We start from the raw sequence: 17,110 nt of genomic DNA on the forward strand, positions 1-17,110 counted from the left end.
TCCTAGAGTTGGCGGACTTCTTTCGCACTTTGACCAGACTCAGGAGACACCAAGCATGGAGACCCAGCTCATCATCGACAACCAGGCGTTGCCAGCCTCCGGCAACGCCACCTACGTCAGACGCCATCCAACCACAGGCAGTGCAATCACCCACGCCGCAGCGGCCAGCGTAAGCGACGCCGTAGCGGCTGTGGAATCAGCTCACCGTGCATTCCAGTCCTGGTCGCAGAGCGGACCGACGGAGCGCCGACGAATCCTTCTGAAAGCGGCCGACATTCTCGAATCCAAGACGCCGCAATTCATCGACGTCATGGCAAAAGAGATAGGCGCCTCAGAGCTTTGGTCCGGGTTCAACGTGATGCTGGCAGCCAACCTGTTCCGTGAGGCTGCCGCGCTGGCCACACAGATCCAAGGCGAGACGATCCCGACCGACAAACCCGGCGCGCTCTCGATGACCGTACGTCAACCGGTAGGCGTGATCCTGAGCATCGTGCCATGGAATGGCCCCGTGGTTCTCGCCGCACGCGCCATTGCTTACCCGATTATTTGCGGCAACTCGGTGGTCTTTCGGGCTTCAGAAACAAGCCCCAAAACCCATCTACTGATTGCCGAGGCCCTCGTGGAAGCCGGGTTGCCCCCGGGCGTCCTCAACGTCCTCACGAACGCTCCAAGCGACGCAGCCGAGGTGGTTGACGCACTGATCTCTCACAAGGCGGTGCGTCGCATCAATTTCACTGGATCCACCCGCATTGGTCGGATCATCGCCGAAAAAGCGGGCCGTCATCTGAAGCGGTGCCTCCTTGAACTTGGCGGGAAGTCCCCCTTGTCGTTCTGGACGACGCAGACATAGACGAAGCAGTGAAGGCGGCAGTGTTCGGCGCGTTCCTCTACCAGGGACAGATCTGCATGTCCACCGAGCGCATCGTCGTTGACGAAAAGGTTGCGGATGAGTTTGTAAAAAAATTCGCCGCACGTGCTCGTGAACTTCGGGTAGGAGACCCTGCCACTGGCGAGTCTTGCGTGATTGGTCCGATGATCGTCAGTGAATCCGGCGCACGACTCAACCGCATGATTGACGATGCCTTGGCCAAGGGAGCCAAGATCGCTGCTGGTGGCCGAGCCGATGGCGCCGTGATGCCTGCCACGGTCATCGACCACGTCGCGCCCGGCATGCAGATTTACGACGAAGAGACCTTTGGCCCCATCACGACGGTCGTCCGAGCGCGCAACACCGAGGATGCAGTGCGCATCGCGAACGATACGGCCTACGGTCTTTCTTCTGGCGTATTCGGTCGAGACGTGACTCGTGCGTTGGCAGTAGCGATGCGCATTGAATCTGGTAGTTGCCACATCAACGGAGCCACCGTTCAAAACGAAGCTCAAGCCCCCTATGGAGGCACCAAAGACAGCGGCTATGGTCGATTCGACGGCCGCGCGGTCATTGATGAGTTCACAGAACTGAAGTGGCTCACCATTGAACCATCCAAGCAGCAGTATCCGTTCTGATTCCCACCCATTCTCAAATTCATGACCAAGCTGAAGAAAACAAGACTGACCGCCGACGACATCAACGGCGCGTGGACCATCATGCCAACGCCTGCGACGCCAAACGCCTCCGACTGGCGCGCGCAGCACACGGTTGACCTGGACGAAACGGCCCGCATCGTGGAAGCTCTGATCCGCGCGGGCGTCAACGGCATCATCAGCAACGGCACCTTCGGTGAATGTGCCACGCTGACGTGGGAAGAAAAGCGCGACTTTATCGCCACCGTGGTCGAGACCGCACGTGGCCGTGTGCCGTTCTTTTGCGGCACCACAGCCTTGCATACCCGCGAGGTCATCCGCCAAACGCGGGAAGCCATGGACATCGGCGCAAGCGGAACCATGCTGGGCGTGCCGATGTGGTGCAAGATGGAAGTTCCAACTGCAGTGCAGTTCTACCGCGACGTCGCAGAAGCTGTCCCCGAGGCGGCTATCGCAATCTACGCGAACCCGGAGGCATTCAAGTTCGATTTTCCCCGGCCATTCTGGGCGCAGGTGTCGAGCATTCCCCAGGTGGTGACTGCAAAATACCTTGGTATTGGCATGCTTGACCTGGACCTCAAACTGGCGCCGAGCATCCGCTTCCTACCGCACGAGGACGATTACTACGCCGCTGCGCGGATAGACCCTGAGCGCATGACCGCTTTCTGGTCCAGCGGATCCATGTGCGGCCCTGCCACGGCAATGCGCCTACGTGACGCTGTGGCCGAAGCCAAAAAAACGGGCGACTGGACGGAAGCAAAAACCATCTCTGATTCCATGCGACAGGCGGACTCATCGCTCTTTCCTCGTGGAGATTTTGCGGAGTTCTCCAAGTACAACATTGGCCTGGAAAAGGCGCGCATGGATGCTGCAGGCTGGCTCAAGGCCGGACCCTGCCGCCCACCCTACCACATCGTCCCGGAAGAATACCTGGCAGGCGCACGGAAGTCTGGTGAAGCCTGGGCCGCGCTGCATGCGCGCTACGCCAAGCAGGCCTGAACTGGCGTGGTGAACGTCATGAACAAGAAGGTCCTCGAGCAGGTATCTGCGCACGAAAATGTACAGGTTCGCTTCTATTTTGACTTTCTCAGCCCCTATGCCTATCTGGCGCAACATCGCCTGAAGGCTCTATCGGCCAGTCATGGCTGGCAGATAGATTTTCGGAGCATAGACCTGAGTCAGGCCAAGAAGGCGATTGGAAATGTCGGGCCAGCCAACCGCGACATGCCCGTGAAGCTGGCTTACCTTGCAAAGGACCTCTCGCGTTGGGCAGCCCTCTACGGCATTCCATTGACGTTCCCGCCGAACTACAACAGCAGCGGCCTGAATGTCGGCCTTTACTACGGGCCGTGCAAGGGACGCGAGGCGGAGTATGTAAGTACAGCCTACGGTCTCGTATGGGGTCTTGGGCAAGCGCCAGATGACCCGAAGACCCTCGAGTCAGTAGCTTCCCATATGAAGTGGGATGTCGACGATTTCATCGAGTTTACCCACAGCGAACCCGGACTACAGGCCTACCGAAAGTCCACCGAGGACGCCATCGCTCAGCACATCTTTGGAGTACCCACTATGGCCGTGGGCGATGAGATGTGGTGGGGCAACGATCGCCTGTCGTTACTTGAAAAGCATCTAACCAAGGAGACAACAGAATGAGCCATTTATTGATGACCCGCCGCCATGCACTCACCAGCATCGGGATACTCGCGGCAGGCACCCTACCCACCCTCGCCCACGCCGAACCACCGGTCGGCATGGCCTCCATCGTGGTCGGTCTCGCTGCAGGTGGCGCCACTGATGCGGCAGCCCGACGACTGGCCGAGGGCATTCGCGGTAGCTATGCCAAAACTGTTCTCGTAGAAAACCGCACGGGCGCAGGAGCACGCTTGGCGATCCAGCATGTCAAAGCAGCCGCCCCGAATGGGAGCGCGTTGCTGCTGACACCGGCTTCCATGATGGCGATCTACCCCCACACCTACAAGGATCTTGCCTACGACCCGGTCAAGGACCTGGTAGCAGTCGCCATGGTGTCGACTTCTGAACTCGGCTATGGCGTGGGCTCGGCAGTGCCAGAGTCTGTAAAAACCATGGCGGATTACCAAGCATGGATCAAGACTTCGGCGGCGGCTGCGACATTCGGTCACGGTGCCACGGGCTCTGGACCCCACTTCCTCGGAGAACTGCTGGGCCGACTGTCGGGCGTGAAGATGACGCAGGCAGGCTATCGCGGCTCGCAGCCGGCGCTGCTCGATCTGTTAGGCGGACACGTTCCCGCAGTGGCGGCCCCGCTGGGCGAGTTTCTACCCCACATGAAATCCGGAAAAATCCGTATGCTCGCCGTGACCGGCAACGCGCGCTCACGCTTTCTGCCGGATGCTCCGACGTTCAAGGAACTGGGTATTGCGCTCAGCGACATGACTGAGTGGTTTGGCGTCTTCGCACCGGCAGGCACCCCAGACAATCTCGTGCAACAAGCCAATGCCGCGATCAAGACTGCGCTGACTAACCCCGAACTTGTCCATGCCTATGGGCAAATGGGCATGGAAGCTGTCTGGAGCTCCTCGGCAGACCTGGCTGCACGCCTGAGTTCAGACATCCAACGCTGGCGTGGCGTGGTGAAGCAAATTGGATTTACCGCCCAATCATGAGTGGAGATTTCAACAATATGCTGAACAGACGTTCGTTGATTCAGTCAGCGGGTGCGCTCGTCGCACTTGGCACCACGTGCCGCGCAATGGCGCAAGAGACCAGTGTGCTGAAGGTGATCAACGGGTTCCCGGCAGGAGGCGTCGTCGACACGGTGAGCCGGCGTGTTGGCGAAGGCATGGTCAGTTCGGGTTACGCTAACTCAGTGGTCGTTGACAACCGTTCAGGCGCGGGAGGACGCATCGCATGCACGACCATCAAGGCCGCCACGCCCGATGGTCAGACGCTTCTGCTGACGCCCGACACGGTGCTGTCGCTTTACCCTTTCATATACAACAAGCTCGAGTACGATCCTTTCAAGGACTTCCGCCCCATTTCCGTTGCGGCGCAGACTACGGATGCACTGGCAGTTGGGCCTATGGTGCCGGATCAGGTCAAAACACTGAGGGACTTCATGGCCTGGGCCAAGGCCAACCCACAGCAGGCGAGCTTCGGCTCTCCAGGCACGGGCTCCCCATTGCATTTGCTAGGATCCTTGCTAAGCAAAGAAGCAGGCGTTCCACTCACCCATGTGGCTTACCGTGGGGCAGCGCCTGGGGTAGCCGATTTGATCGGAGGACAGATCAGCGCCATGATCGCCCCGACTGGAAATTTCTTGAGCTTTCAGCGGTCGGGTAAATTACGGATTCTCGCCACCTCGGGCTTAAGACGCACCACGTTTACACCAGATACACCTACCTTCGTCGAACAGAAATATGCTGACGGCTATCCTGCCGAGGAGCAGTGGTTCGGCTTCTTTGCCCCGGCGTCTACACCTGATGACCTGATAGCGAAGGCCAACAAGAGCATCGTCCAGTCCCTGGGAAACAGAAATCTAGCCGAATCACTCGCCAGCTTCGGACTTGTCGCGAAGGGTTCGACCCCCGCCGAGATGACCGAAAGCCTGCGAAAGCAGCACGAAGTCTGGGGCCGGTTGGTTAAAAAGCTCGGATTCACGGCGGAATCGTGAGAAGACCTATTCGCACATTGACTGCAGCAGCTCGAGAAGCGAATGACCATCTTGCATACTCAGTTCTCGCAGGATCTTGGTCCCTTAAGCCTCCTTAGGAAAACCCGAGCTAGGCGCCCGCGCCAGCTCGTCGTTTTCTTTGATCAGGAATGTGATGAGGTCCATGAACTGAGCCCGCCGCTCCGGCGTCAGCGGCTCCAAAATGCGCTGCTGAGCTTTCAACACCGCCGGTTCGGCGTTCTTCAACAGGCTCACGCCTTCTTCGGTCACGTGCAGTAGTCGCACCCGCCGGTCCTTGGGGCTTCCGCTGCGCGTCACCAGGCCCCTGGCTTCCAGCCGGTCAAGGACGCTACCAATGGTGGACGCATCAAAACCAATGAGTCGAGCCAGGGTCCGCTGGTCCACCCCCGGCTGACGCATGATCGCGGACAACGCCGCGAACTGCACGGGCGTCACGCCCCAAGCCTGCGTCTCGTCGGCAAAAACTGCAACCGCAATCTGCTGCAAGCGCCGGATGTAGTAACCAGGAAAGTGCTCGAGTTCAGCGGGCTTGAAAGTCATGTTGCAAAGCGGGGTGACGCCACCCGCCTCCTCAGCATGGAGCCACCACGAGTCGCACTCACCTTCGAGAGAACCAGGAAAGGACAGGGCCGAATCATAACTGTGCGCATCTTGCGCCGATATCCCCTTCTCTGACTTCAGAACAGATCCTTTATGGGCTGTTCACCTATCTGTTCATGGCGGCTTCTTTAGTCAACTTTCGGTCGGCGTGTTTGATGAAGGGTTAACCCTGATGAAATCTCAGCATCTCGTAAGTATACTTTTAATATGCACACTGATGATATAGAACATCCAGCCGAACTGCGTCCGTTTGTGCACCGAAAGCTGCACAGCAGGCCTGTTTCGCTTTTTGGGGCCCCATCCCCTCATGAAGGAACGCCAGATGAATGCATCTGATCACTCCACCTCCCCTGTGCGTCTGAAGGCGACAGCGTCGCCCAATCAGCCAACTCCCACGCCAGAGCTTGAGCAGTTGTACCGTGGGTTCGAGCAGGAATTGTTGGTGCCCCTTTGGACAGAAATCGGCAACCTCATGCCGCCCCACCCTCGCAGCCAGGCCACCGCGCACCTTTGGCGTTGGGATCGACTGAAAGAATTAGCAGCCGAGGCCGGTCGCATCGTGCCCGTGGGGCGTGGAGGCGAACGTCGCGCCATTGCACTGGCCAATCCATCACTGGGAGGCAGGCCCTACGCCACCCCCACCCTATGGGCCGCGATTCAATACCTCATGCCCGGCGAGAACGCCCCCGAGCACCGTCACACTCAGCATGCCTTTCGTTTCGTTGTGGAAGGCGAAGGTGTGTGGACTGTGGTTGGAGGCGACTCAGTGCGCATGTCGCGCGGCGACTTCCTGCCGCAGGCCGGTTGGAACTGGCACGCTCACCACAATGCCGCCACAGAGCCCATGGCCTGGATCGACGGACTGGACATCCCGTTCGCCTATAACACCGAGTCTCAGTTCTTCGAACACGGCCGCGACGCCATCAACGATGCCGAACGCGCAACACCGGAACGATCCCGCTCGGAGAGACTGTGGGGCCACCCAGGCCTTCGGCCACTCTCGCAACCCATAGACACACCGGGAACCCCGCTGTTGGCCTACAGATGGGTCGATACCGACCGCGCCCTGACAGATCAGCTTGAGCTGGAAGATGAAGGCCACGTTGGCGTGCTCAGCCCGGGTCACGCCGCTGTTCGGTTCACCCACCCTGGCACCGGCCGCGACGTGCTCCCCACTATCCGCTGCGAGATGCATCGTATTCGTCGCGGTGGAAGCAGCCAACGCTGGCGCGAAGTGGGCTCATCGGTGTACCAGGTGTTCGACGGAACCGGCACCGTACGGGTCGGGCAGCAGGAATGGCGCGTGCAGCGCGGCGACATGTTTGTGGTGCCTTCGTGGGTGAACTTTCAGGCCAGTTGTGACGCCGAAACTGTCTCGCTTGACCTGTTCCGCTTCAGCGATGCGCCCATCTTCGAGGCACTGCACCAGCACCGAATCGAGGTTGAAACCAACTGAATCCTTAGCCACCCTGCCATTTTTAAGCCACACCATGACTCAACCTCAGTATCTCTGGGCACCCACCCCAACCTATTCTCTTCCGATCCACGGCAGTGAAAAACGCCTGCCCATTCATCGTCTATTTTTCGTGGGTCGCAACTACCATGCCCACGCCGTCGAGATGGGCCGCCCTGTAGACAAGAGCGTGGAGCGCCCGTTCTACTTTACGAAAGCCCCCAGCACCCTGACACCGTCAGGCGCCACCGTAGCCTACCCGCCCGAGACGAACAACTACCATTTTGAAATGGAACTGGTTCTGGCAATTGGTAAGGCCGGCTTTCGAATTCCCGCTGAGCAGGCTCATGAATACCTCGCCGGCTACGCGTGCGGACTAGATATGACGCGCCGCGATCTGCAACTCGTAGCGCGCGACAAAGGCCGCCCTTGGGATCTTGGCAAAGATTTCGAACAATCTTCCGTCGCCAGCGAAGTCGTTCTCATGCCAGGCCAAGTTCTAGAAAACGGCACCATTGAGTTGTCTGTCAACGGAGAAGTCAAGCAAAAATCAGACGTCAACAAGCTGATCTGGAACATTCGAGAGATCATCGCTGACCTGTCGATGTTCTATCACCTTCAGCCCGGCGACCTGATCTACACAGGAACTCCGGAAGGCGTAGGCGCAGTCGTGCCTGGGGATCGCATCACCGGCCGCATCGAAGGCGTTGGCGAGATTTCTTTAACCGTTGGTCAGCCAGTTTGACCCGCGGATATCCATCCGCTTAACCAGACGCGCCTTGATTGACGACGCACAAGGCGAGAATCCTGGTCCTTGACAAGTTCGGGGCTTTGACAAGTTCGGGGCTTTGACAAGTCCGGGGCTTTGAGAAGATTGAACGGACAATTCGTCCGACGTTTACCGAAAAATTCAGGCTGCTTCTCCCCGTCATTGCGACGCATTCGGGAATGTTTTCCAACGTTTGATCCGACACCACGATGTTTGAATTCTTCGGTAGGCTTCTCGTCATTCCCGCGCAAGCAAACCGGGAATGATGAGGAAGGGTTGGCCATTCGGCGAAAATCTGTCCACGCGCCAGGGATTCAAACATCATGGATGTCTGATCGATAAATCATGGATGCAAACTCAACTCTGCACCAATCAGATGCCAATCCTGAAACTTGAGCAAGTGCGGGTACGTACTGGGCTCGTCCCCACCGTAACCCGCCTCATGCCATGCGAAACGCACATTGGCTTCCTTGGCACAAAGTGCATCCACGACTGAATCACCCACGTAAAGTGCCTGGTTTTCAGGCACACCCAGTTCGGCCAATGTGTTCAAAAGCGGCACGGGCGAAGGCTTCTGAATGCCAAAAGTATCGGCACCACACACAAACTCGACATAAGACAAGATGCCAAGCTTGTTGAGCAACTCTGTCGCGTTCCTGGCATGTGAATTGGTGCAAACCGCGGTACGGATACCAGCGTCACGCAACAGGCGCAGAACCGCTTCAGCTCCCGGGTAAAGCCGCGTCGTCGGGTAAGCCATTTCAGCATACTCCTCTACAAAGCGCGCCTTCAGCACTGAGAGATCTTCAGGAACCGGCCACCCCTGAGCCTTGCATGCATCGGCCATCACGCCATCCATCGTTCCATTCAACGCAGCTGGGAGGTACGTGGACGGTATCTCACCGAGGTTGTAATGGCGAAAACTTCTGCGCACTCCTTCGATCAAGTCAGCAGCGCTGTCGGCAAGTGTTCCGTCCAGATCGAACACCACTGCAGATACCTCGTGTCTGGCAAGAGCGGTGCCCAGGCCTTCAAGCGCCGATGGGATCACATCTGCCGCATACAGAGTTTCAGTCAATCAAGTCTCCGTTTTCATCCCAGAACGGGTGGGGCCCGTCAGACTCTCCGGTGTGAATGGTGTGGGTCACCATTTGGCCGTGCTCGTTGAGCATGTGCAACAAGACAGCCGGAGCTTCGAGCGCCCAGGCGGCTTGCTTGGCGTTTCCAAGCTCAAAATGCAGCTGATGCGCCACTGAAGGCGCTGACATGGCCACAGTTCCACCAAAGCCGACCTGAATCGATCGGTGCATGTGGCCGCATATCACCCGCTGAACATTCGGGTGCTTCGAAACAATCTCTGCGAGCGCATCCCGGCCCTTCAGCAGGCCGTTGCGATCCATAGGTCCTATGCCGGTATCAAACGGCGGATGATGAAGTGCTATGACAGTGGGAGTTCCGTTGGCGTCTGCCAGTGCATCGCTCAACCACGACAAACGTTGGTCACATAATTCGCCGTGGTGCATGCTGGGCACCGTGGTGTCTAGAACCACCAGACGCAAGCGGCCAACGTTGGTTGCATATTGAATGAAGGGCTCCGTCTGCAATGAAGGCAGGTCCGCGAAGGTCGCCTTCATGGCACCGCGCTCATCATGATTTCCCATGACCAAGTGCACAGGGTAGCGCTCCATCAATGGATTCAGCAGGTCGCGCAGATGAGCATACTCTTCTGGGCGACCAAAGTCGGTCAGATCACCGGTCAGAACCACCCCCTCTATCGGCAGACCCAGCGACAGAACCTTCTCAACGGCTCGTCGCAAGTACGCGGAAGTATCTATGCGTCGGTAGGTCAAAACACCCGGTGCACGGATGTGCATGTCAGTCATTTGGATCAGCAAAATTCTTTCCTTCTTTCAACCTGGAAGCGACTTCAGGATCAAGCTGCAGTGGCCTGTGGCATCCAGTGGTGCGGCGCCACCCGAATGCCCACCATGTCGCCCGAACGCGCGGCATGATCCCGCCCCACATCGATCAACAATGAAGTCGCCTCAGGCAGATCGACCGTCAGTTGGACCCTGTCCCCCATGAACACGCGTCTGGATATCTGGCCCACCGCAGCGCCTTCTTCTCGCGCCATGCACACCTCAATGTCTTCGGGGCGGACCAGAAGTTGCGTAGCACCCTGACACACCGGGCTGCACGACAGCACGGCGGAGCCCAGGCGCAGTACGTTCTGGTGCGCGTGCTCGGAGGTGCGGCTCAGCTGATTCACACGTCCCAGGAAGGAAGCCACGAAGGGGTCTGATGGCGTGCGGTACAACGTTTCGCCGTCACCCACCTGCAACACGCGGCCCGCGTGCATGATGGCCATGCGATCAGCGATGGCCATGGCCTCCTTCTGATCATGGGTCACGTGAACCGCCGTAATACGCAACTGGCGCAGCATCTGTGCCAACTCATCGCGCAGTGACTCCTTCAGTTTGGCGTCGAGCGCCGTCAGCGGCTCATCAAGCAGCAAGACACGAGGGTGAGCCGCTACAGCGCGCGCCAAGGCAACGCGCTGCCGCTGCCCTCCGGAAAGTTCTGATGGGCGACGTTTTTCCAGACCATTCAGCCGCACCAGATCAATCAGTTCACCAACCTGCTTGCGTAGTCGATCCTCGGGCTCTTTGCGAATGCGCAAACCGTAGGCAATGTTCGAGTACACCGACATCTGCGGAAACAGCGCATAGTGCTGAAACATCATTCCCACCTGGCGCTTCTCGATCGGCAGGCGCGACACATCGCTCGTGTCAAACAGAATTCTGCTGCCCTCATCTGGGGTTTCCAGACCGGCGATGATGCGGAGCAATGTGGTCTTGCCGCAGCCGGATGGGCCTAGCAAAGCCAACACTTCACCAGGCTCGACCGTCAAAGTGGTGGGCTGCAAACCCTTGGTACCGTCAGGATAGGTTTTTGCGCAGTTCAGAATCTGAATGCTTGTACTGACTTCATTGGCCATGGTATTTTTCAATGAACTTCTGGGTTGACTGGAACAACCACAGCACTGGCAAGATGACCAGCAGGAAAAGAATGGTGTAGGCTGAGCCGATCTCCAAGCGCATGGAGCCGTAGGTGTCAGCAAGGCCCACAGGCAAGGTACGGGTCAAAGGGGTGTGGAGCATCCAGGTGAGGTTGAACTCACCAATCGAAAGCGTGAACACCATCAGCGCGCCCGCCATCACGGCCGGCAACACCGCTGGAATCAGCACGCCCAGGAATCGTTGAGCAAACGAAGCCCCCAGGGAACGCGCTGCTTCCTCCAGCACCACCAGCTCGCGCCGACGGAAAGCCGCAGCCACAATCCGAACCAGGAAAGGGAGCGTGAACACTACGTGGCCGACCAGAATGAACGCGAAGCTCTGCCGGAAGCTGGTGATGCTTCCGTAGGCCAGAATCAAAGCCAATGCGGTCGCCAGGCCGGGTATGGCTACAGGCAGGGTCAGCAATTCCTCAAAGTGGCGCGCCCATGCTGAACGGCTGCGCGCCAGGGAATAGGCACACGGAATGCCGATCAGCATCGTGATCGCCACACAGGCCAGGGCCAGCAGCACCGACCGCCAGACGGTGCCCCCGTAGTTCACCCACACTTCGTTCAGCCAGCGGGTGGTCAGGCCACTGGAGAGTCCTTCATTGAAGTTCTCTACCAAGCCGGCGTAAACCGACACTCCAATCGGCCCCACGATGAATACTGTCACCATGGCAATCATCAGCCATTGCCATGGCGACATCTTTACTTGCGCTCGCATGCTCATATTCCTGCCGCGTTGGGTCCTGCCAATTTGCGCGCCGACCACAGCACCAGCCAGGTGATCAAGCCGAGCGTGATCGACAGCGAAGCTGCCAGCGCAAAATTGGCGTAATTGGTGAACTCGTTGTAGATGGTGATCGGCAGGACTTCAAAATTGCTCGACAGTGTGAATGCCGTACCAAACGCCCCGACAGCTGTCGCAAAAACGATTGAGCCGCAAGCCATGGTCGTGGGCAGCAACTGAGGCCACCAAACGTCGCGCATCACGGCCCAGCCTGAAGCCCCCAGCGAACGGGCGGCCTCTTCAATCTGCGCGTCCATGGCTTCAGCCGCGGCGGTATATGCAGAGATCGCTCTTGGAAGCGAGAAGTACAGATAACCTAGAAACAAACCGATGAAGCCGTAGGCAAACGAGATCCGTTCGCCGAACAAACTGTCGGTAACCTGCGCCAGAACCCCCTGCCTACCACCAATCAGAATGACGTAAAAACCTACGATCACGCCGGCGAAGGACAGAGGCAGCGTCAGCAATGACAACAGCAGCCCCTGCCAGGGAAACGGACTCGCGCGAGAGCCACCCCTGTCAGCGCGCCGATGGCCAGGGTAACCACCGTAACCCCCATTGATAGCACCAATGTCTGCCAAAGAATATTCAGATAAAGGGTGTCGGTAAAAGTTGAAAAGTACGTGGAGATTCCTGCCTTGGCGGGCAACACGAGTAGCACGCCCGCAGGAATCAGCCAGAATGCAAAAAAGAATGCCAATGCTGGTGCGCTGCAAGCCACCAGCACGGGAGAACCCCATTTCATAAATCAAGGTGCCTCAAGTACCGCAGGCAACCTTGCTCAACGCACTTCGCGCTGATAGCGCTTGGCGAAATCCTGCTGCACCTCTGCCATCTTCTGGAAGTTCACAGCCTTGACCCGAGCATAGTCAGCTGCAGGCAAGAACTTGCTCGATACGTCCTTGGGAATTTCCACTTTACGCACTGGACGGAGATAAGCATTGGCCCACATGGACTGACCTTTGTCAGACATGGCGTAGTCGAGCACCTTCCTGGCATTCTCAGCATTGGGGCCATTCTTGACCAAGCTAAGCACATACGGCATGGCAACCGTACCTTCTTTGGGAATCACAAACTCCACGTCGGCCTTGTCTTTGTACTTCGCGCGGTAACCGGCAAAGTCATAGTCCAGCAAAATGCCAATCTCACCCGAAACCAGGCGTGAATAAGACGTGACCTTGGGAACGATGGGGTTGTTGGCCTTGAGCTTCTTGAAGTAGTCGATCGCCGGGCCGAAGTTATCGAAATTGCCGCCCAGAGATTCATTGATGGCCACCGCACCCACATAGCCTACAAATGCAGAGGTCGGGTCCAAGTAGGCGATCAGCCCTTTGTATTCAGGCTTGAGCAAGTCGCTCCACGACTGAGGAATTGGCTTTCCATTCAGCGCCTTGGTATTCACCATGAAGCCCAGCGTTCCGGAATGTGTTGCGAACCATTCGCCATTCGGGGCCTTCATGTCGGCAGGAATCTCATCCCACTTCGCTGGCTTGTAGCCCGTAGTCACGCTTTCCTTCATACCCTGAATGGCGAAGGTGGGGCCCCAATACACGAAGTCGGCCACAGGGTTCGACTTTTCTGCAACCAGTTGAGCAAGAGACTGGCCAGAGTTCTTGTTGTCAGGCGGTACGGTGATTCCGATATCGGCCTTGATGTTCTTGATCTGTGTGCCCCAATCAGCCCACTCTACGGGGCAGTTGTAGCAAATGGCGTTTTGCGCCATCGCACTGGCGCCGGCAGTCATTGCGACTGCAATAGCAATGCTCTTGAGGGATTTAGCAAGAAAACTCATGTGGCCCAACTTTCATAAAGAGATAGACGCGGACATCGCTCGTCTCTGACGACAAGCAAGCATTTCCCCGGTCAGGCCCGCAATGCTAAGGACGAAGAATGTCCATTTCGTGTCGCCTGGATGGCATTTCCGTGACAGGCCGGCAAATCAGCCATTGAAGCTGAATAGCGGCTGCGCCACCAAATCAATCGCATCATCAGATTCAGAGGTGCCGCTTGCCACGTCACGGGCGAGTCGCTGCCGCAACATCACCGGGAACTCATTCACCAGTTCGAGTTGCCGCTTTGCTTTGTCGGCGTCGTCGCCAGAAATATCGTCGAGAATGTTCGAGAGTTGCCGGGTGATGGTGTCGGTCAAGGACTCGGCAGCGCTGCCTTTCAGCGCAGACACGCTGGTTCTCGAAGGCTCCAACTCCGCAAGCCTTCGGGCCAGACCTTCGGTCAGGAGCAGGTCATAGAGACCGTCAGGTAATGACACTGTTCTCCTCCTCGGTCGCTTATTGATATTCAATTCGTGCAAGAAGCTGTTCAACGAGGTCACTGACCTCGCTCTTCGTGAGGCCGACGCGAATTTCTAAGAAACTCTTCCAGGTTGCCGAACCCGCATCTAAAGGCATGCAGGTGGGATTCTTCAACTTCAACTACAGGGAGGAGGCCGAACTTATCGAGAAGCAGTGCATCAGGCACCGACAACACGCCGGTAGCGATGCAAGAATGGAGCACTCTGAGCAGCCTACGCCACGCGCGCCAGTTCTTCCGCTTGTCTCATACCCTCTTCGCTTGGGCGGGTCTCAGCCACTCGTTGAAAGAAAGCTGCACGGCTAGCTTCACGCACGTTCACCCGCACACCGCCCACTCGATGCAACGGTCTTGATGTATGCGAGACTGCTCCACCCGAAGGCTTCTTCGCAATTGCCATGACTATCTCTTGACTTGGTTATGTAAAGACTATCACTAATTGTTTTATATCACGCGGCAATTTCGCATCCAAGATTTCGCATCCAAGATGTGGTGCTCTACGGGTATCCACCAACGCGAGATCGCCGCTTTGACAGCGCCCAGCTGGGCGCGGGCCGTGGCGTCAATGTCCTGCCGATTGAGAGCCGCTTTGGCTCCCGTGCGTCCTCGCCCGCCAAGATGATCGAGGGCTGGCGCGACGCCGAGCTGCTTGAATCGCTGATGACTGAGCGCATCCTGAAGTCCATCATCTCAGTTCTATTCAGCCGTCTCCACCGGTAGCGCTCCGATGTCCATCCCCAATCGCCGAGCAATCGACGATCGGACGGTTTCGACGTTCAGTACTTCACCTTCAATTTCGCTGGTCTTGACGACGTCATCAGTCAATGCAACAAGGCTGGCTTGATCGCGCAGTGCCAGCGCCGCGTCGGCCATGCGGCCCATTAGCACCCCTTGGGCATGGCTGACTTCTGTCAGGGGACCAGTCAAAACATGGAGGTTATACCGCCAGTTGGGCCAGTCCTTTTCTTGCCAGATGTAAGGATTTTCTCGGTATTTCATTCGGAGATGAAACACTTGATTCACCGCAAAGGCAATTTATTCACCGCTTATTTTGCGGTGAATACGACTGGCAATCGCCGCATCAATGGCTCGGGATGAGGTGCCAAGCTGGAGCTTGGCGATCCCAGGGGAGTGACCAACAACGCCAGTGGGCCAGGCCCAATGTGGGTGCCTTTGCCAGCGCCTTTGCAGATTGGTCTGACGGCGACGAATCGCCGGTATCAACCGAAATGAATCGCCTGCCCCTGCCTGTCAAAAGGCACGAAGGCCTGGATCTGGCCCTGATGGATGGACATGACCATCTGGTTGAGCGCGCCATCGATCGCGTCGCTGGTCGGAGGTTGCCCCGGTTTGCCTGCCAAGGCAGCCACCATGACCATGTGCCACTGGTCGGACTGCGTATCGGCGTCCTTGACCAAGGCATCCCAGCTTTCGATGTCGGCGGGAGAGCGGTCCACGCACATGCGGGGCATCAGTGCGCCGCCCTGCCCGCGCGCAAATCGCTCGCGCTGCTCGGGCGTGCTGTCGGGTGGCAGTTCCACGTCGACAAAAACCATGAGCAGGCTCTGCGGGTCGGGCTGGGCGCGGCTGGCCACCAGCAGGTCATCAAAGGAAGAGATGTTCATTCGGATGTGTCCGGTGCAGGAGGAAAGCCGGCGACGATGCCGGTTTCACCCAGGGTTTGCAGATAGTCTTCAGGCGAGGGCCGCGATCGTGCCGGTCGTCGCTGGCGAACGTTGCCCAGGCTGATGAAGCACAAGGCGTGTTCGTTTGGGGTCAGGTCGAACAGGGTGTGGAGGGCCTTCGATCTCAGGGCTTTTCCACTGGTGAGAGCCGAACCGTAACCTTGTGCCGTGGCCATCAGGAGCAGGTTCTGCACCGCGCAACCAGCGGACACTACCCGTTCGAGCAGATCGATGCCAGGGTCTCCGCGGGCAGCATCGACGACCAGCAGCAGCAGCACGGGCGCGCGCATGGCCTTCTCTCTGGCTTGTGACATTTGTTCATCAGTCGCCGAGGGATCTCGTTCGAGCAAGGCCTGTGCAAAGCAGTCGCCTAGTCTGTGACGCTGGTTCTTGGGCACACAGACGAAGCGCCATGGAAGGATCTGACGATGATCGGGCGCCGATGCCGCACTGGCCAGCCAGGTGCGCCATTCATCGGCAGCAGGCCCAGGGCCTTCGAGCCGCTTGGGCAGAATGGTCTGGCGCGCCTCCATCAGCATGGATAGCGCGGCAGGAGAAAGTTCAGTGTCAGTCGACCAGAATCTGTCCATCGTTCTCGACGTAAGGCGGGTAGGGGCCGGTGCCGCTGTGTGAGGACTCGGCAGCCGGCACGAAGGCACCGCGTTCAGCATCGAACACGTGCACTTCGCCATTCTCAATCACATAGTGCCAGCCGTGCAGGGTCAGCTGCCCTGCTTCCACCTCGCGGCGAACCATGGGGTAGTCCATCAGCCGCTCCAGTTGCAGAACCACCGCTCGCTGCTCGGTACGATGCAGTGCTTCACGGGTGGGCTGTACGGGCAGCAGTGCTTCGTCGGCCAGCCTGAGCCAGGCCTTGAGCGCCACTGCTTCTTCGGGCGCACCTTCATAGGCAGTACGAATAGCACCACAGTGGCTATGGCCACAGACGATGATGTGCTCGACCTTGAGACTGAGCACCGCGAACTCAATAGCGGCCATGGTGCCGTGCAGACCATGCGACTGGTCATACGGGGGCACGAACGCGCCGACATTGCGGACCAGAAAAAGCTCCCCGGCGAAGCCCCAGTCAGCAAATAGGGCACCAGCCGCGAGTCGGAGCAACCGATGAACAGGGTCTTGGGGTGCTGGCCCTGGGCCACCAGATCCTGAAAACGCTGCTGGTGACGGGGAAAATAGTCCTCCTGAAAATTGCGCAGGCGCAACAGCAGTTCGTCAGGCATGAGT

General features: G+C 58.1%; 17 protein-coding genes and 4 pseudogenes. 8 read left to right on the plus strand and 13 right to left on the minus strand.

The features are described 5' to 3' along the window. Nucleotides 1-55: 55 nt before the first annotated feature. The 5 genes and pseudogenes from AAAK34_RS00105 (at nucleotide 56) to AAAK34_RS00125 (ending at nucleotide 5,176) form a co-directional block, all read left to right on the plus strand. Nucleotides 56-1,506, plus strand: a pseudogene (locus tag AAAK34_RS00105) (aldehyde dehydrogenase). A gap of 21 nt (nucleotides 1,507-1,527) precedes the next feature. Continuing rightward, nucleotides 1,528-2,523, plus strand: coding sequence for a dihydrodipicolinate synthase family protein (locus AAAK34_RS00110; protein ID WP_231697517.1), 996 nt, complete (start codon nucleotides 1,528-1,530; stop codon nucleotides 2,521-2,523). A gap of 18 nt (nucleotides 2,524-2,541) precedes the next feature. Then, nucleotides 2,542-3,177 (plus strand): 2-hydroxychromene-2-carboxylate isomerase, encoded by a 636-nt coding sequence (locus AAAK34_RS00115; protein ID WP_231697518.1) that lies wholly within the window; start codon nucleotides 2,542-2,544, stop codon nucleotides 3,175-3,177. Next, entirely contained in the window at nucleotides 3,174-4,169 is a 996-nt protein-coding gene (locus AAAK34_RS00120; RefSeq protein WP_231697519.1) for a Bug family tripartite tricarboxylate transporter substrate binding protein, read from the plus strand. The genes AAAK34_RS00115 and AAAK34_RS00120 overlap by 4 nt, the downstream gene beginning before the upstream one ends. A gap of 17 nt (nucleotides 4,170-4,186) precedes the next feature. Next, on the plus strand, nucleotides 4,187-5,176 hold the full coding sequence (locus tag AAAK34_RS00125; RefSeq protein ID WP_431777600.1) for a tripartite tricarboxylate transporter substrate-binding protein: 990 nt from the start codon (nucleotides 4,187-4,189) through the stop codon (nucleotides 5,174-5,176). An 84-nt stretch (nucleotides 5,177-5,260) separates the two neighbouring features. On the opposite strand, the gene AAAK34_RS00130 is transcribed toward AAAK34_RS00125, so the two are convergent. After that, nucleotides 5,261-5,737 (minus strand): MarR family transcriptional regulator, encoded by a 477-nt coding sequence (locus AAAK34_RS00130; protein ID WP_231697521.1) that lies wholly within the window; start codon nucleotides 5,735-5,737, stop codon nucleotides 5,261-5,263. A 382-nt stretch (nucleotides 5,738-6,119) separates the two neighbouring features. On the opposite strand from AAAK34_RS00130, the gene AAAK34_RS00135 reads away from it, so the two are divergent. Then, nucleotides 6,120-7,253 carry a cupin domain-containing protein gene (locus AAAK34_RS00135; RefSeq protein ID WP_231697522.1) on the plus strand — a complete coding sequence of 378 codons (1,134 nt, stop codon included), beginning with the start codon at nucleotides 6,120-6,122 and terminating at the stop codon, nucleotides 7,251-7,253. Nucleotides 7,254-7,287: 34 nt separating this feature from the next. Then, nucleotides 7,288-7,995: a fumarylacetoacetate hydrolase family protein gene (locus AAAK34_RS00140; protein WP_231697523.1), complete on the plus strand. Its 708-nt coding sequence runs from the start codon at nucleotides 7,288-7,290 to the stop codon at nucleotides 7,993-7,995. A gap of 367 nt (nucleotides 7,996-8,362) precedes the next feature. On the opposite strand, the gene AAAK34_RS00145 is transcribed toward AAAK34_RS00140, so the two are convergent. The 8 genes and pseudogenes from AAAK34_RS00145 to AAAK34_RS00180 all read right to left on the minus strand — a co-directional run bounded on the left by AAAK34_RS00145 (nucleotide 8,363) and on the right by AAAK34_RS00180 (nucleotide 14,580). After that, nucleotides 8,363-9,097 carry an HAD family hydrolase gene (locus AAAK34_RS00145; RefSeq protein ID WP_231697524.1) on the minus strand — a complete coding sequence of 245 codons (735 nt, stop codon included), beginning with the start codon at nucleotides 9,095-9,097 and terminating at the stop codon, nucleotides 8,363-8,365. Further along, nucleotides 9,090-9,902, minus strand: a complete 813-nt coding sequence (locus AAAK34_RS00150; RefSeq protein ID WP_231697575.1) for a phosphodiesterase — start codon at nucleotides 9,900-9,902, stop codon at nucleotides 9,090-9,092. The genes AAAK34_RS00145 and AAAK34_RS00150 overlap by 8 nt, the downstream gene beginning before the upstream one ends. A 50-nt stretch (nucleotides 9,903-9,952) precedes the next feature. After that, the gene (locus AAAK34_RS00155) at nucleotides 9,953-11,017 is read right to left on the minus strand and encodes an ABC transporter ATP-binding protein (RefSeq protein WP_231697525.1); all 1,065 of its coding nucleotides are present in this window, start codon (nucleotides 11,015-11,017) and stop codon (nucleotides 9,953-9,955) included. Continuing rightward, nucleotides 11,007-11,810: an ABC transporter permease gene (locus tag AAAK34_RS00160; protein WP_431777601.1), complete on the minus strand. Its 804-nt coding sequence runs from the start codon at nucleotides 11,808-11,810 to the stop codon at nucleotides 11,007-11,009. The genes AAAK34_RS00155 and AAAK34_RS00160 overlap by 11 nt, the downstream gene beginning before the upstream one ends. Beyond that, a pseudogene (locus AAAK34_RS00165) lies at nucleotides 11,807-12,615 on the minus strand (ABC transporter permease). Before AAAK34_RS00165 ends, AAAK34_RS00160 begins: the two are co-directional and overlap by 4 nt. A gap of 36 nt (nucleotides 12,616-12,651) precedes the next feature. Beyond that, complete coding sequence (locus AAAK34_RS00170; RefSeq protein WP_431777602.1) at nucleotides 12,652-13,662, minus strand: ABC transporter substrate-binding protein; 1,011 nt, start codon at nucleotides 13,660-13,662, stop codon at nucleotides 12,652-12,654. 147 nt (nucleotides 13,663-13,809) lie between these two features. Next, entirely contained in the window at nucleotides 13,810-14,139 is a 330-nt protein-coding gene (locus AAAK34_RS00175; RefSeq protein ID WP_231697528.1) for a hypothetical protein, read from the minus strand. Nucleotides 14,140-14,394: 255 nt separating this feature from the next. Beyond that, on the minus strand, nucleotides 14,395-14,580 hold the full coding sequence (locus AAAK34_RS00180; protein WP_431777603.1) for a hypothetical protein: 186 nt from the start codon (nucleotides 14,578-14,580) through the stop codon (nucleotides 14,395-14,397). A gap of 89 nt (nucleotides 14,581-14,669) precedes the next feature. Between AAAK34_RS00180 and AAAK34_RS00185 the strand changes: the two genes are divergently transcribed. Next, complete coding sequence (locus AAAK34_RS00185; RefSeq protein WP_431777604.1) at nucleotides 14,670-14,900, plus strand: hypothetical protein; 231 nt, start codon at nucleotides 14,670-14,672, stop codon at nucleotides 14,898-14,900. Here AAAK34_RS00185 and AAAK34_RS00190 read toward each other — a convergent pair. From AAAK34_RS00190 to AAAK34_RS00205, 4 genes and pseudogenes are all read right to left on the minus strand, one after another. Then, a pseudogene (locus AAAK34_RS00190) lies at nucleotides 14,889-15,179 on the minus strand (DUF4172 domain-containing protein); the annotation flags it as partial. The gene AAAK34_RS00185 and the pseudogene AAAK34_RS00190 overlap by 12 nt on opposite strands. A gap of 221 nt (nucleotides 15,180-15,400) precedes the next feature. After that, entirely contained in the window at nucleotides 15,401-15,805 is a 405-nt protein-coding gene (locus AAAK34_RS00195) for a ribonucleotide reductase subunit alpha (protein ID WP_231697529.1), read from the minus strand. Further along, on the minus strand, nucleotides 15,802-16,455 hold the full coding sequence (locus AAAK34_RS00200; protein ID WP_231697530.1) for a nitroreductase family protein: 654 nt from the start codon (nucleotides 16,453-16,455) through the stop codon (nucleotides 15,802-15,804). The genes AAAK34_RS00195 and AAAK34_RS00200 overlap by 4 nt, the downstream gene beginning before the upstream one ends. Continuing rightward, nucleotides 16,433-17,106, minus strand: a pseudogene (locus AAAK34_RS00205) (carbonic anhydrase). The gene AAAK34_RS00200 and the pseudogene AAAK34_RS00205 overlap by 23 nt, the downstream one beginning before the upstream one ends. Nucleotides 17,107-17,110: the final 4 nt, after the last annotated feature.

This window comes from Ottowia caeni, from assembly GCF_050821495.1.
GTDB lineage: Bacteria > Pseudomonadota > Gammaproteobacteria > Burkholderiales > Burkholderiaceae_C > Ottowia > Ottowia caeni.